Source organism: Pseudomonas sp. BAV 4579, from assembly GCF_009765395.1.
Classification (GTDB): domain Bacteria; phylum Pseudomonadota; class Gammaproteobacteria; order Pseudomonadales; family Pseudomonadaceae; genus Chryseomonas; species Chryseomonas aestiva.
This window is the reverse complement of the sequence record NZ_WHOV01000029.1, coordinates 1-13,959: the sequence shown is the minus strand read 5'-3', so window position 1 is coordinate 13,959 and position 13,959 is coordinate 1. Positions and strand designations below refer to the sequence as shown.

The 13,959-nt window shown below is 64.7% G+C and carries 13 protein-coding genes; 2 read left to right on the top strand and 11 right to left on the bottom strand.

Going from position 1 to position 13,959, the window contains the following annotated elements; all coding sequences use genetic code 11:
- Together GSQ95_RS08820 and fabI are read left to right on the top strand one after the other, a co-directional pair.
- Positions 1-1,392 (top strand): LysM peptidoglycan-binding domain-containing protein (locus GSQ95_RS08820; protein WP_158973775.1); only part of this gene is annotated, 1,392 nt, incomplete at its 5' end.
- Positions 1,393-1,586: 194 nt separating this feature from the next.
- A complete protein-coding gene (fabI, locus tag GSQ95_RS08815; protein WP_158895785.1) occupies positions 1,587-2,387 on the top strand; it encodes an enoyl-ACP reductase FabI in 801 nt (266 codons plus the stop codon).
- Positions 2,388-2,443: 56 nt separating this feature from the next.
- Here the strand turns inward: fabI and GSQ95_RS08810 are convergent, their stop codons facing one another.
- The 11 genes from GSQ95_RS08810 to GSQ95_RS08760 form a co-directional block, all read right to left on the bottom strand.
- Positions 2,444-3,307: a formate/nitrite transporter family protein gene (locus GSQ95_RS08810; protein WP_158895783.1), complete on the bottom strand. Its 864-nt coding sequence runs from the start codon at positions 3,305-3,307 to the stop codon at positions 2,444-2,446.
- Positions 3,307-3,552 (bottom strand): hypothetical protein, encoded by a 246-nt coding sequence (locus GSQ95_RS08805; RefSeq protein ID WP_133861670.1) that lies wholly within the window; start codon positions 3,550-3,552, stop codon positions 3,307-3,309. Before GSQ95_RS08805 ends, GSQ95_RS08810 begins: the two co-directional genes overlap by 1 nt.
- A 95-nt stretch (positions 3,553-3,647) precedes the next feature.
- Complete coding sequence (locus GSQ95_RS08800) at positions 3,648-4,031, bottom strand: response regulator (protein ID WP_085982650.1); 384 nt, start codon at positions 4,029-4,031, stop codon at positions 3,648-3,650.
- A 110-nt stretch (positions 4,032-4,141) separates the two neighbouring features.
- Complete coding sequence (locus GSQ95_RS08795; protein WP_037007037.1) at positions 4,142-4,354, bottom strand: hypothetical protein; 213 nt, start codon at positions 4,352-4,354, stop codon at positions 4,142-4,144.
- Positions 4,355-4,619: 265 nt separating this feature from the next.
- Positions 4,620-6,233, bottom strand: a complete 1,614-nt coding sequence (locus tag GSQ95_RS08790; RefSeq protein WP_158895781.1) for a methyl-accepting chemotaxis protein — start codon at positions 6,231-6,233, stop codon at positions 4,620-4,622.
- A gap of 127 nt (positions 6,234-6,360) precedes the next feature.
- The gene (locus GSQ95_RS08785) at positions 6,361-7,713 is read right to left on the bottom strand and encodes an OprD family porin (protein WP_158895779.1); all 1,353 of its coding nucleotides are present in this window, start codon (positions 7,711-7,713) and stop codon (positions 6,361-6,363) included.
- Between the two features lie 917 nt (positions 7,714-8,630).
- Positions 8,631-10,103 (bottom strand): ABC transporter ATP-binding protein, encoded by a 1,473-nt coding sequence (locus GSQ95_RS08780; protein ID WP_256664510.1) that lies wholly within the window; start codon positions 10,101-10,103, stop codon positions 8,631-8,633.
- Complete coding sequence (locus tag GSQ95_RS08775; protein ID WP_158895777.1) at positions 10,100-10,921, bottom strand: ABC transporter permease; 822 nt, start codon at positions 10,919-10,921, stop codon at positions 10,100-10,102. The genes GSQ95_RS08780 and GSQ95_RS08775 overlap by 4 nt, the downstream gene beginning before the upstream one ends.
- Positions 10,918-11,853 carry an ABC transporter permease gene (locus GSQ95_RS08770; protein ID WP_158895775.1) on the bottom strand — a complete coding sequence of 312 codons (936 nt, stop codon included), beginning with the start codon at positions 11,851-11,853 and terminating at the stop codon, positions 10,918-10,920. The genes GSQ95_RS08775 and GSQ95_RS08770 overlap by 4 nt, the downstream gene beginning before the upstream one ends.
- On the bottom strand, positions 11,850-13,391 hold the full coding sequence (locus tag GSQ95_RS08765; RefSeq protein ID WP_158895773.1) for an ABC transporter substrate-binding protein: 1,542 nt from the start codon (positions 13,389-13,391) through the stop codon (positions 11,850-11,852). The genes GSQ95_RS08770 and GSQ95_RS08765 overlap by 4 nt, the downstream gene beginning before the upstream one ends.
- Positions 13,392-13,700: 309 nt before the next feature.
- On the bottom strand, positions 13,701-13,959 hold a 259-nt coding region (locus GSQ95_RS08760), incomplete at its 5' end, for a hypothetical protein (protein WP_218580200.1).

The following is a 13,959-nucleotide window of genomic DNA, read 5'->3' as shown; positions in this document are numbered from 1 at the left end:
CGGGACGGCTATCAGCTGCAGGGCGCCGGTGACAACGGTACCAACCCGCGCATCGATCGTCAGCGCCTCTGGTACGCCAGCCACGAAGCCGCCCTCGCGCAGTCCTGCAGCCGCGGCGCGCCCTATCTGCATTACATAGTCGAACGCCTGGAAGAGCGCAACATGCCGCTGGAACTGGCCCTGCTGCCGGTGGTGGAAAGTTCTTTCAATCCCAACGCCCTCTCGCGCAGCGCCGCCTCCGGCCTGTGGCAGTTCATCCCCACCACCGGCAAGTATTTCAATCTGCGCCAGACTCGCTTCTATGACGGTCGCCGCGACATCACTGCCTCGACCAACGCCGCCCTGGACTACCTGAGCAAGCTGCACGACATGTTCGGTGGCGACTGGCTGCTGGCCCTGGCCGCCTACAATGCCGGCGAAGGCACGGTCAGCCGCGCCATCGAGCGCAACCAGTCGCTCGGCCTGCCCACCGACTACTGGAATCTGTCGTCGCTGCCGCCGGAAACCCAGGACTACGTCCCCAAGCTCCTCGCCGTCTCCCAGATCGTGCGCAATCCGGACGCCTACGGCCTGGCCCTGGAATCCATCCCGGACGAGCCCTACTTCGAAGTCGTGGACATCAAGCAGCACCTGGATCTGGCCCGGGTGGCGGAACTGGCGGACCTGGATGCCAACGAACTCTATCGCCTGAATCCCGCCTACACGCAGCGTGTGACCATGGACGGCCCCAAGCATCTGCTGGTGCCGGCGGAAAAGGCCAAGCGCCTGGTCGCGACCCTGCCCAACATCGCCTCCGATGCCGTGGTGCAGTGGCAGGAATACCAGGTGCGCCGCGGCGATACCATGCGCAGCGTGGCCAAGCGCAATCGCGTGAGCGTCGAGCAACTCGCCGCGCTCAACAAGCTCAGCAGCAGCAGCCGCCTGTCCGCTGGCCGGGAATTGATGATCCCGCGGCGCGAAACCGGCAAGACCACGACGCCCCTGGAAACCATCGCCGTGGCCGAAGAACCCGTGGTGCGCACCTACCGGGTGCGGACCGGCGACAGCCTCTGGTCCATCGCCCGGGCCAACGAGGTGGAACTGGGTGACCTCAAGCGCTGGAACGATCTCGGCAAGCGCGGCCTGAAGGTCGGAGAGACGCTGAAGCTGCATGGCACGGGCAGCAGCACCGCCACCGCCGTGGCGATGCCTGCCTCCTATACCGTCAAGACCACCAAGCCGGCGGTAAAGACGGCCAAGGCCGCCCCCACCTATTATCGGGTCAAGGCCGGCGATTCCCTCTATCAGATCGCCAAGCGCTACAACATCGGCGTGCAGGCGCTGCAGGACTGGAATCCGCGCAGCGCTTCCGCCCTGACCCCCGGTCAGACCCTGACGCTGTTCCTCAACTGAGGCGCGACCGCGCACCGCAGCGGTCAACCAGCGCTTTTGTCCCGGGTATCGACCTGCTACCTTACCGCCCCACCCGTGCCTGACCCCTAGCGGAGCCAGGCCAAGATTTCGCTCTGACCTGCGCAGAGCCCTGCCCAACCCGGACCTCAGCCCCTGGCTGCTGCCCGGGATTAAACACAGAAGAGGAAAAAACCATGGGATTTCTCGCCGGTAAGCGCGTTCTCATCGTCGGCGTCGCCAGCAAGCTGTCCATTGCCTCCGGCATCGCCGCGGCCATGCACCGCGAAGGCGCCGAGCTGGCCTTCACCTACCAGAACGAGAAGCTCAAGGGTCGCGTCGAAGAATTCGCCGCCGGCTGGGGTTCCAATCCCGAGCTGTGCTTCCCCTGCGACGTCGCCGACGACGCCCAGATCGAAGCCGTGTTCGCCGCGCTGGCTGAGAAGTGGGATGGCCTGGATTGCATCGTCCACTCGGTCGGCTTCGCCCCCGGCGACCAGCTGGACGGCGACTTCACCGCCGTGACCACCCGTGACGGCTTCAAGATCGCCCACGACATCAGTGCCTACAGCTTCGTTGCCCTGGCCAAGGCCGGTCGCGAGATGATGCGCGGCCGCAATGGCAGCCTGCTGACCCTGTCCTACCTGGGCGCCGAGCGCACCATGCCGAACTACAACGTCATGGGCATGGCCAAGGCCAGCCTCGAAGCCGGCGTCCGTTACCTGGCCGGCAGCCTCGGCCCGGAAGGCACCCGCGTCAACGCCGTGTCCGCCGGCCCCATCCGCACCCTGGCCGCCTCGGGCATCAAGAGCTTCCGCAAGATGCTGGCCGCCAACGAGCGACAGACGCCCTTGCGTCGCAACGTGACCATCGACGAAGTCGGCAACGCCGGTGCCTTCCTCTGCTCTGACCTGGCGTCGGGCATCAGCGGCGAGATCCTCTATGTCGACGGCGGCTTCAACACCACCGCCATGGGTCAGCTCAACGACGACGAGTGATTACGGCAGCTGCCTGATCATAGCGAAGGGCCGGCAATTTGCCGGCCCTTTTGCGTTCAGGTGTCGCTGCGCACCTGGGCGTGGCTGATCAGCGCGAAGATCAGACTGCCGCCGACGATGTTGCCGGCCAGGGTCGGCCCGGCGAAGGTCAGCAGGAAGTCTCCCCAGCTCGCCTCTCCAGCGAACACCAGATAGGCCACCTCCACACTGCCTACCACGATGTGGGTAAAGTCGCCCAAAGCCATCAGATAGGTGATGAGCACGATGATCCAGATCCTGGCGTTTTCCGCTGCGGGCAGCATCCAGACCATGGTTGCGATCATCCAGCCAGACACTATGCCTTTGGCGAACATGGCCGAGGCGTCGTTCTCCATGACATGGGTGCCGATCTCGAGAAATTTCGCATCGGTCTTGGCGTCGAACAGTGGCAGGTGCAGGACCACATAGGCCACCAGGATGGTACCGAGCAGGTTGCCAACCAGAACGATGCTCCACAGCCGCGCCAGTCGACCAAAATTGTGCAGCGTAGGCTCGCTCATCACCGGCAACACGGCGGTTAGGGTGTTCTCGGTGAACAGTTGCTGACGCGCCAGGATCACGGCCAGAAAGCCGGCCGAATAGCCGAAGCTGGCGATGACCTTGCTGAAGCCACCCTCGGGCAGATTGGCATTGAGCAGGCCCATGGCCATGAGCGACAGCCCCATGGTCAGGCCTGCAGCCAATGCCGACCAGAACAGAGCGGCGATGGTACGCTCCAATTCGTGATCACCCTGGGTACGGATGATCTCGTGCAGCACCACGGCACGAGGCAACTGGCTCTCGCCAACATCCTCCTCCTCTTCGCGACTCAGCTCCGGATCTTCCGGTGTGGACTCCTGATTCTGTCGAGGTTCTTCGCCCTGCTCCTGGTCTCTCTTCATCAGACGGCCCGCTCGTCCCAGAGGAGTTCATCGTCATCGCCGATCTCCGTCACGCGATTGAGCGCGGCATCGGCCGCCTCCTCCGCCTCGGAGGCCAGATCGAAATGACGTTCGGTGGCAACCTTGTGAAAGGTCGGATGGGCATCCTCGCGCCGCGCCTTGACGGCGATGACCGCTTCGAAACCCTGTTCAGCCGGAACGGCGGACGAGATCGCTTCGTGATGATTGAAATGTTTGATGGCCATGGACGCCGTTGTCTCCCAACCTGAGGCGACCGGACTGGTCGCGCCTGATCAATAGACTGTCATGGCGGAAAAACGATCTGTGCAGAAGGTGCGGATCAGGCGCCGAGCAGCTTCTGCACCTGCAGGTGGAGACGCTCGAGGGAGAATGGCTTGGTCAGCAAGGGGACCTTGCCCAGCAACGGCGAGCCGGTATCGATGATTTCGGCTGGATAGCCGCTGATGAAGAGCACCTTGAGATCGGGGCGCAACTTGAGCGCGGGCTCGGCGATCATCACGCCAGAGACGTCATCGGGCAGACGGAAATCGGTGATCAGCAGATCCAGACGTGGCCGACCGGCCAGGATGCGAAAGGCTTCGAGTGACGAGGGCGCCTGCAGGACGGTGTAGCCCAGTTCGGAAAGATAATCCGCCAGAATCATCAAAATCTGCGGCTCATCCTCGACGACCAGGACAACCTTGCTCTGTTCCGCACTCACCATCTGACCCCTGTACCCACACGCTCGGCCCCCTTGGACACGAAGGGCCTGCAAAGTTCCATTCTAGACGCAGATTTAGGGGGGCGCCGGACGTGCCAGCGCCCCCCTGGACCTTACTGCTGTTGCTTCTGGCCTTGCTCGTTAAGCGTGGTCTTGCCGGCGCCGGTCGCGGCACCCGCGCCTTCACCGGTCTTCTGACCCGCCGGGGTGCCCATACCAGCGCTGTTGGCCTTCGGCGGATTGCCTGCACCTTCGGTGGCGAAAGCAGCGCCACTGGCAGCGATCAGACCAGCAAACATCAAGGCAGAGATTTTCTTCGCGTTCATGGTAGGACTCCGGGTTGATTGGACACTGTTTAGGCAGGCCAAGCGCCGATTCGTTCTCTACCCGATGCCAGAGGCGATGTAACGGAATACTAAAGATTGTCGGGCGGGCATTCCAGCGGCGAGCAGGTGTGCCAGCGCAGCGCAAGTCGCACGGGCGAATGCGCCAGAGCCCTTGTTAGTCTTTCTATTGCCGCGACGAACCTGAAGTGAGTCGCAAGGACGCCTTCCCGCCGCCGCGTGGCGAGAAGGCGCCAACGTCCTCCTCCTAGACGGCGAATTCGCGTACCACGCGATTCAATCCGCTGGCCAGCCTGGAGACCTCGGCGCTGGCGCTGGCGGTCTGGGTGGCGCCGGTCGCGCTCTGGGTGGCCAGGTCACGGATGCTGGTGATGTTGCGATCGATCTCCCGCGCCACCTGCGCCTGCTCTTCGGCGGCAGTGGCGATGACCGCATTGCGGTCGTTGATCTGGGAGATGGATTCGGCGATCTGCTCCAGGGACACATTGGCCAACTGGGCGACCGAGGTGGATTCACCGGCCAGCTGCTGACTCTCGGCCATGGCCCTGACGGCCTGGGAAGAATCATTCTGGATGGCGCCGATCATCTGCTCGATCTCGCGAGTCGACTGCTGGGTACGATGGGCCAATGCCCGCACCTCGTCGGCGACCACGGCGAAGCCCCGGCCCTGCTCACCCGCCCGCGCCGCCTCGATGGCGGCGTTCAGCGCCAGCAGGTTGGTCTGCTCGGCGATGGCGCGAATGACCTCGACCACGGCGTTGATGTCCTGGGCGCGGGACGACAGGGCCTGGATCTGCTCGCTGGTGCTGGCCACGTTCTGCGCCAGCGCCTCGATCGACTGCACCGTGCGGGTAACCTTGTCCAGGCCGTCGCTGGTCAGGTTCTGGGTATGCAACGAGGTGCTGGCCGCATCGGCGGCGTTGCGCGCGACCTCCTCCACCGCCGAACTCATCTCGGTGACGGCACTGGCAGCCTGGTTGACCTCGTCGTTCTGCCGCACATAGCCGCGGCTGGCTTCGTCGATCACCGCGGTCATCTCTTCCGCGGCGGAGGCCAGCTGGGTCGAGCTGTCGCCGAGATGGGAAACGGTGTCGCGCAGATTGCCCTGCATCTGGGCCAGAGCCTGCAGCATGCCCGCCGCCTCGTCGCGCCCGACCACGGTGATCCGCTCGGTAAGGTCCTTGCGGGCGATCCGCTGCGCAATGCGCAGGGCTTCGCCCACCGGCAGGGTGATACTGCGGATCAGCAGAGCCGCAAGCACGACGGTGGCCGCTATGGTCAGACCGATCAGCCCATAGACCCAGAACAGGCCATTGGTGTAGGTGGCCCCCGCAACCTGGGCACCGCGCTCGTTGAAGGCGCTCAGTTCGGCGATGGTTTTTTCCAGCGCGTTGGTGAGCGGACGGATCGAGGTATTGATCAGGACGATGGCGCCTTCGTTATCGCCGGCGCGCAGCTTGGGCTCGAAGGCATCCAGCAGCGTCCGGTAGCTCTCGGCGCCCTTGACCACGGCGCCGTACAACTGGCGGTCTTCAGCGTTGGCCAGGGTCTTTTCATAGTCCTTGACCGCCGTGAAGAAGGCATCGCGATAGCCGGGAAAGGCCGCGACCGTCTGGGCGCGCAGCTGCGGATCCGGTGTGGTGGTGGCCCTGAGACTTTCCAGGCGCAGCCGCAGCAATCCGCTACCCATCTTCGCCGCCAGCTGGTTGCCCGGCAGCCAGTTGGTCTCCACTTCCTGCTCCGCCTCGAAAAGCTTGCCCATCTGCACCACAGCGACGCCGCCGAGGGCGAAGACGATCAGGACGATGACGGAAAAGAACAGCACGGCGCGGGGCGCGACGTTGAGGCTGCGAAGACTCATGAGGGTTATCCCTAATAAAATGACTATTAGGGCTATCGGCGCAGCAGGGCCCGCTTAAGCCAGCGACGACGGACGGCCGCGAACCGCTTGCCAGCGGTCGCGGCGTCTATTGGGGATTACGCGAGCGTCAGAGCAATTGCAGCGGATAGTCGAGGATGACCCGCAGCTGATTGACCGAACCGCCGGTGGACGGCGAGCCGTGGTGCCAGGCCTGGCGGACCCGGATCGACAGCCCTTTGGCCGCTCCCGCTTGCAGGACGTAGCGACCCTCCAGGTCGACTTCCCGCTCGTGATCGTCTACGCCGTAGAGCCCACGATAGGCGCTGTTGGCCGGCAGATCGCGGCCATCGATACCGGAGCCCTCGAGGTAGCGGGTCATCAGGCTGAGGCCGGGCACGCCGAGCGTCTTGAAGCTGAGATCGTAGCGCGCTTGCCAGGAGCGTTCGCCAGGGGCATTGAAGTCGGAGAGCATCACGGCGTTGCCCAGGAGGATACCGCCACCGAGGCGATCGTTGTCGCCCAGGGCCACGTAGTCGAACGGCGTATCCCCATCGATCTGCTGCCAGCCCAGGGTGAAGGTGTGAGGTCCCTGGCTGAAGGCAGCGGCCAGGCTATAGGACGTATTGTCGATCGGGCCAGCCTTGGCCGCTCCGGTATCCCGCGTGTGATAGAGATTGGCATCGAAGGTGAGAGCCTGGGTGCTGGACAGCGCCCTTACCAGATTCAGGTTGCCGTAGTACTGGTTCCAGATGTCATCCAGCTGCGCTGCATAGAGCGACAGGCTGACCCCCTTGACCGGACTGTACTTGCCACCGGCGAAATCGATGTGATCGGCGCGCTGCCGCGCGTAGCCGGCCCAGAGATCGCCATCGCGGTTAGTGCTGACCTGGTCGGTGGAAGAGGTGAAATGCCCTGCTTCCAGCAACAGATCCGCCACGTCGCTACTGAGCACACTCCACCCCGTGGCGGTCTGCGGCAACAGGCGACTGGTGCTGATGGCGAACACCGGCGCCGTGGGCGCCTGTTGACCATAGCGCGCCACGGTATTGCCCAGCCGCAGCTTCAGCGCAGCACCGGCACGGGAATATTCATCAGCCGGCTCATTCCCGGCATGAACGGGCAAGTTACCGGTGCCACGGCGCCCCGGGCCGGCATCGAGCTTGAGGCCCAGATAGCCGAAGGCATCCACCCCGACCCCCACCGGGCCCGGCGTGAACCCTGATTGATAGTCCAGCAGGAAACCCTGGGTCCAGTCTTCCTGATTCGCTCGTCCGTTGGCGCGGTCACTGTTGAAGTAGAAGTTGCGTACCGTCAGCACCAATTTACTGTCGTCTACCAAGCCCTCGGCGAAGGCTGCCTTGCAGCCAAGCAACAGTGTACAGCCGCCCACTACCCCAAACGTCCAACGGCCGAGGAATCGGCTGAAACTGGTCAAATGGGTATTGGATATCGCTCCTTTCTGATTACGCGAGCTTTGCATAACTTCCCCTATTCATTATCGGCGACTACTAGTGGTTGAAGACGCGCAGCCAGACGCGCGCCGGAGAGCAGAGCCGCTCCGGCGTGGCTTTGAAATGCGCGTTGAAGAGAGCCCGCACTCCCCAGTACGGGCTCTGAAATCAGGTCATGGCGCCGGCGAATCGACTACCAGAAAGAAAAGACTGCGGATATAAGAATCATCAGTTCCTTGCGCCAAAAAATGGAGTTGCAGCCTAACTTATTCAAGCCTTCGTTAGAACTTGAGGCCCCTGCCAAAACGGGCCAAACAAACTTTCGTACTCTTGCCCAACCAAGGGTGTAGAAATCAGTCGTCGCATGAACCTCATTACTGGAACGTTCTCTTGTACGGACACCGCCTTGCAATTGACTGGCGCAGTCGAACGCAAGAGAGACACGTCGACACGGGATGCATAATGCTGCTTTTTCTTTTCAGCATGCGTCAAGTAATACGGCGCTCTTTCACTCAAAATTCAAATTTGGACATTTGAGCCGCCAAGGCTTTTAGCGCCACCAGCCCCTGACAACCAACTAGTACTGACGATAAAAAGCGGACGTATTATAAGAATGCCTTAGTTGAATGGCGGCAACTTACAAACTTCGCATTAGACGCCCCAGCCAAACAAAGGTCGACGAAAAACCTAGATCAAGTCGCCCAGTGGTTGTGCCGCCAGCCGAGATCCCTCTCTAACTGACCAAAAGCGCATTACCAGCAACTCGCAATAAAGTAATACCAAGTTGAATCTGGAGCGCTCGAAACTGGGTGTGGCTACCCGCTGCCCGCTGCCCAGCGCTGTTAACCGCATCTGCCACGCCCAGCCCGCGACTGCGGCCGCCGGGTGTCAGGAGGCGCTCTTGGCTGGGAGGGTGAAGCCGGCGCCGAGGGATGCCGGCAGAACCCTATTCATGAGCGGCCGAGGCCACCTCCAATGCCCTGGACCGGGATTGCCGATCCACCAGACTCCGCGCAAGCGCCGGATCTGCCAGATGGATGCGCCGATCGGCGACGGCATCCACCAGGTCCTCGTCATGGCTGACCAGGAGGATGGCGGTTCCGGATTCCTCGGCAGTCTCGACCAGCAGCTCGATCATCTCCTGCTGGGTAATGAGGTCCAGCCGCGAGCTGGGTTCGTCGGCGAAGATCAGCGCCGGATCGAGCAAGAGCACGCGCAGCAGGGAAAAACGCTGCAATTCGCCGCCGGAAATGTTGCCGGGCAAGCGATCCAACAGCCGCTCATCGAGGCGCAGGCGCTGCATCAGCCGGCCAATCCGCGCTGTATCCAGCCGATGCAGCCGCACCAAATCCGCCAGCAGTTGGCGCAGGGTCACCGAGGGCGCGAAAGCGGCCACCGGGTCCTGGTGCAGCTTCTGGAAAGCGCAGCGACTCAGACCAGACTGGCGCCGAATCGCCCCGCTACTGGGCGTGGCCAAGCCGAGCAGGATGTCGCCCAGGGTCGACTTGCCGCAGCCAGACGGCCCGGTCACGCCGAGGATCTCGCCGGGCCGGACGGTAAAGGACAGTTCTTCGAACAGCTGCTTGCCGCCGCGCTCGGCGGACAGGCCTTCCACCGCGACCACGGCGTCATTGGCGAGCGGTCGCGCGGCGCGTCTCGACCATTGCGCGGGATCGGCAGCCAGCAACTGGCGGGTATAGGCATGGCGCGGCTGGCCCAGTACCTGCTCAGCCGGGCCCGATTCGATCACCCGCCCCTTGAGCATGATCATCACCTCGCCACCGAGCCGGCGCGCGACTTCCAGGTCATGGGTGATGATGAGCAGGCTGCCGCCCTCGGCCAGCATGGCCCTGAGCAGGTCGATCACCTCGTCGATGCGATCGCGATCCAGGCCCTTGGTGGGCTCGTCGGCGATGAGTACCGGCGAGCCACCGGCATGGGTGGCGGCAAAGGCCAGGCGCTGGGCCATGCCTCCGGACAGCTGGAAGGGATACTTGCGCTCGGCGCCGGCCAAGCCCAGGCGCGCCAGATCGGCACTGGCCTTGTCGCGGGCTTCGGCACGGCTGAGGCCGACCACCTGGGTATAGGTTTCGACGACCTGGGAGCGTGCCTGCATGGTCGGGTCCAGGCTCAGCCAGGGTTCCTGGGGCAGCACCGCCAGCCCCCTGCCCCAATGCTTACGGCGGCCGGCCTGGCGGCCTTCTTCGCTGAAGCCGTCCGCCAGGCCGATCTGCCCGTGGGCCTGCAGCCCCGCCGGCAGGTTGCCGACGATGCCCTGGGCGAACAGGCTCTTGCCCGAGCCGGTCTCGCCGATGATCGACAACACCTGACCCGGCGCCAGGCGGATTGACAGCGGTTCCACCAGCTGGGTATCGGCGGTGCGGATCTCCAGCGCCGTGGTCGTGAGCAAGGCGGTCATGGCTTGCGGCCTCCGGTAATGAGCAGCAGCGAGAGCACGGTCAGGAAGATCGCCAGGATCGGCAGAGCAATAACGAAAGGCGCCTCGGCGTAGTAGGGCAACAACTCGGTAATCATCAGCCCCAGCTCGGCAGTGGGTGGCCGTACCCCGATACTGACGAACCCCAGGGCAGCGATGGCCATGATGGTCGAGGCGGCGCCAAAGGCGGCGATGGTCAGGAGCACCGGCGCCAGCTGCGGCCAGAGGTGTCGGCGGACGATGTAGACGGGCCCGAAACCCAGCAGCCCGCTGGCGGCTACCGCCGGCGAGGCCAGTACGGTGCGCGCCAGCGCCCGGGTCATGCGGAAGTACTCCACCCAGAGCACCAGGGCCACGGCGCTGTAAAGGGCGACAAAGGAGCCGGGAAACACCGCGACGATCAGCAGCACCAGCAGCAGGCCGGGCAGGGCCAGGAACAGCTCGGCCAGGCCGCCCAGCAGCTTGTCGACCAGTCCGCCCTTCCAGGCGGCCAGGATGCCCAGCAGCACGCCCGGGATGGCGGCGGTGCAGACGCTGATGAAGGCCAGCCCCAGCGAGAAGCGGATGGCCACTGACAGCCGCGCCAACATGTCGCGGCCCAGGTGATCGGTACCCAGCGGATAGGCGCTGCTGGGCCCCGCCAGGATCGCCTCATAGTCCTGACGGGCGATGTCGCCCGGCCAGAGCAGCGGGGTGAGGACGGCGAAGGCGATCAGCGTCGCCAGCAGACCCAGGCCAAGCGCGCGCGCGGAAGATTTGACCGGAGGCGCCGCCGAAGCGAGGGTAGCGTCGAGATTCATGAGGCTCTCCCGCGCGGATCGATCAGGTGGTTGGCAAGATCGACCAGGGTATTGAGGATGACGAACAGCAGCCCCATCGCCAGGGCGGTGCCCTGCACCATGGGCACGTCGCGCTGGACGATGGCATGGACCAGGCCGTGACCGATGCCCGGCCAGGCGAACAGCGTCTCCACCACCACCACGCCTTCGATGAGATACACCAGCTGCACGCCCAGGTAGGTCACCACCGGCACGCCGATATTGCGCAGGCCGTGGCGCAGGAAGACCCCGGCGCCTCTCAAGCCCTTGAGGCGGCCGAAGCTGTAATAGGCAGAGGCCGATACCTCCACGGTGGCATCCCGGGCGACCCGGGACGACACGGCGGCCAGCCCCAGGGCCAGGGTCAGCGTGGGCAGCACGCTGTGCCAGAAGGTGCCGTGCCCGGCCGCCGGGAACAGCTGCCAGGAGATGGCGAACAACAGTACGAAGATTACGCCCAGGACGAATTGCGGCAGCGCGCGGATTGCGGTGGTCAACAGCAGCAGGCCGCGGTCCAGCAGGCTGCCCGGCCGCAGACCGGCCACCACCCCCAGCGGCGGCCCCAGTAGTAGCGACAGGCAGACGGCGCCAATGGCCAGGCGGATGGAGCTGCCCAGTTCGTGGGCGACGACATCCATCACCGGCTTGCCGGAAACCAGCGAATGGCCGAGATCCAGGGTCAGCAGCTCACCGATCCAGGCAAAGAAGCGCCACAGCAGGGGCTGATCCAGATTCAGCTCGGCCCGCACCGCCTCGGCCGCAGCGGTATCCACCAAGTCATAGCCATAACGTCCGGCGGCGATGCGGTAGGCGGCGTCGCCCGGCAGCAGGTTCATGAACAGGAAGGTGAGCCCCCCGACCAGCAGGGCGACCAGGCCCGCCTGCAGCAGGCGAAAGGCGAGCAGGCGGGTCATTGGCTCCACCGCATCTTGCTCAGGCCAAAGGTGCGCTCGAAGGGATCGATGGCGGCGCCTTCGACGGCATTGGACACGACCAGCGTCTGGCGGTACCAGGCCACCGGGATCACCGGCAGGTCCTTTTGCACCTGGGCCATGGCGGCATAGCGCTGGCGCTGTTGCTCGGCCGGATCGTCGCTGGCCAGCAGCGCGGCCAGAGCCTGATCGAAGACCGGGTTCCTCCAGCCCAGCGGCCCCCATTCCGCACCGCCGTGGCCGAAGTCATTGAGCAGGGTAACCAGGGGATCCGGCACCAGGGCGAAGTTGCGGCCATAGAGGGCCAGCTGCAGCGAGCCGTCGTTGTACGCGGCCGGGATGGCGCTGGAGCTCTGCACCGCGACTTCCACGTCCACGCCCACTTCGCGCAACTGCGCCTGCAGGGCGGTAGCGATCAGCGGCAACTCGGGACGATCCGAATAGGTCAGCAGCTTGAGCCTGAGCGGCTTGCCGTCTTTCTGCAGGATGCCATCGGTTCCCGCGCTCCAGCCCTGCCCGGCCAGCAGCTTGCGCGACGCCGCCGGATCATAGGCGAGCGGCGCCAGTTCGGGGTCATGCCAGGCGGGCACGTTCTTGGCGAACAGCTGGGTCGCACCGGTCCCCGGGGCGCGCAACACGGCGGCGGCGACGCCCTCACGCTGGATGGCCAGGCTGAGCGCCTGCCGCACCTCGACCGGCGCGGTGGCGCCAGCGCCGGAGTTGGGGGTCAGCAGCACCACTCGCGGGACGGGCTCGATCAGCACCTTGAGACTGCTGGAGCGCTTGAGGCGGGCAATGCTGGGCGGGTCGAGCTGGAACACCAGCTCGGCATCGCCGCTCTCGGCCATCAGGGTGCGGGTCTCACCGCGGCCGGCGGCCAGGTAGGAGGTCCTGGCGATCTCCGGCTGGGTGCCCCAGTAGCCCGCGAAGCGCTTGGCAGCCAGGCGTTGCGGGGGTTCCAGCAGGGTCAGCTGGTACGGCCCCGTGCCGATGATCTGCTGTACCTTGCCTTCGCCGTCGTAGGCGGCCGGCGCCAGGATATTGGTGGAGGAATGCGCCAGCAGCGCCAGCAAGGGCTTGAAGGGTTTCGCCAGGCGGATCACCACCTCGTTGCCCTCGGCAGTGACCGATTCTATGCCCGCCTGCCTGAGCACCCCGGGCTTGCCCCGCGCCGCATTGAGGGCAGCGGCCGCGGCTTCTGCCGTGAGGTCGCTGCCGTCATGGAATTTCACCCCCTGGCGAATGGCGAGCCACCAGGTAATGCCATCCGCCGATTCGGTCCAGCGCACTGCCAGGCCAGGAACTGGCTGGCCCTGGGCATCGGCTTCGAGCAGCGTCTCGGTGATCTGCATGCGCTGGAAGACGAAGCCGGAAATCGACGGATCCAGCCCACCGATCTCGAAGGGGCCGACCACGTCGAAGACGCGTTCCTCGGCGCTGGAAAGCGTCGGCGCGAAGGCGACCAGGGTCGCCAACGCCGAAGCGGTCAGCGCCGACCGGAGGGTGCGGGATGAAAGCATGACAGTCCTTAGCAGAGCGAAAACGCCGATGCCCGCTACCGAAAGCAATGCATCGACCAAGCCAATGAAGTCGGACGTTATATCATAACGTTTTCGTGATAGGCCAAGCCCTACTTGTGATGGCAACATCTTGAAACATCTAAAGAATTTGTCGCGGAGCGGCGGCAGGCGATGAGGTCCGGCCCGATCAACCCTAGGCCAAGGTACTCGCTTCTAAAGGGAGGCGGTGGCACGCAGGGAATCGAGTACAACGTGATAGCGCAGACCGGACGGCCGCTGGCCGCCCTGCCCTGGGTTGCCGATCTCCGCTCAGGCGGCCACGTTCAAGGTGCTGCCCGTGGCGATGCTGCTGCCATTGCTGCCAATGCTCTGGTACTGCCGCAATACCGCCTGGACCAGTTGCGTGTAGGGGGTCGACGACGCCTGAGCGCTGGATTCGGCCGCGCTGTCCCCTTGCCTGCTCGCCCCCTGCGGCGGTGGCGGCGGCATGCGCGGACGCGCCGAACCACCAGGTCCGGCGACGCTGGAATCGCCGGATTCCTCGGTGCCCCCTTGCCCCTGGGGACCA

Bases quoted from the DNA above. Each gene is read 5' to 3' on its own strand.
- GSQ95_RS08780 (WP_256664510.1), bottom strand. From the start codon at position 10,103: ATGACCGCCTTGCTCACGACCACGGCGCTGGAGATCCGCACCGCCGAT.
- GSQ95_RS08805 (WP_133861670.1), bottom strand. From the start codon at position 3,552: ATGGCCATCAAACATTTCAATCATCACGAAGCGATCTCGTCCGCCGTT.
- GSQ95_RS08790 (WP_158895781.1), bottom strand. From the start codon at position 6,233: ATGAGTCTTCGCAGCCTCAACGTCGCGCCCCGCGCCGTGCTGTTCTTT.
- GSQ95_RS08785 (WP_158895779.1), bottom strand. From the start codon at position 7,713: ATGCAAAGCTCGCGTAATCAGAAAGGAGCGATATCCAATACCCATTTG.
- GSQ95_RS08795 (WP_037007037.1), bottom strand. From the start codon at position 4,354: ATGAACGCGAAGAAAATCTCTGCCTTGATGTTTGCTGGTCTGATCGCT.
- GSQ95_RS08770 (WP_158895775.1), bottom strand. From the start codon at position 11,853: ATGACCCGCCTGCTCGCCTTTCGCCTGCTGCAGGCGGGCCTGGTCGCC.
- GSQ95_RS08775 (WP_158895777.1), bottom strand. From the start codon at position 10,921: ATGAATCTCGACGCTACCCTCGCTTCGGCGGCGCCTCCGGTCAAATCT.
- GSQ95_RS08765 (WP_158895773.1), bottom strand. From the start codon at position 13,391: ATGCTTTCATCCCGCACCCTCCGGTCGGCGCTGACCGCTTCGGCGTTG.
- GSQ95_RS08800 (WP_085982650.1), bottom strand. From the start codon at position 4,031: ATGGTGAGTGCGGAACAGAGCAAGGTTGTCCTGGTCGTCGAGGATGAG.
- GSQ95_RS08810 (WP_158895783.1), bottom strand. From the start codon at position 3,307: ATGAAGAGAGACCAGGAGCAGGGCGAAGAACCTCGACAGAATCAGGAG.
- fabI (WP_158895785.1), top strand. From the start codon at position 1,587: ATGGGATTTCTCGCCGGTAAGCGCGTTCTCATCGTCGGCGTCGCCAGC.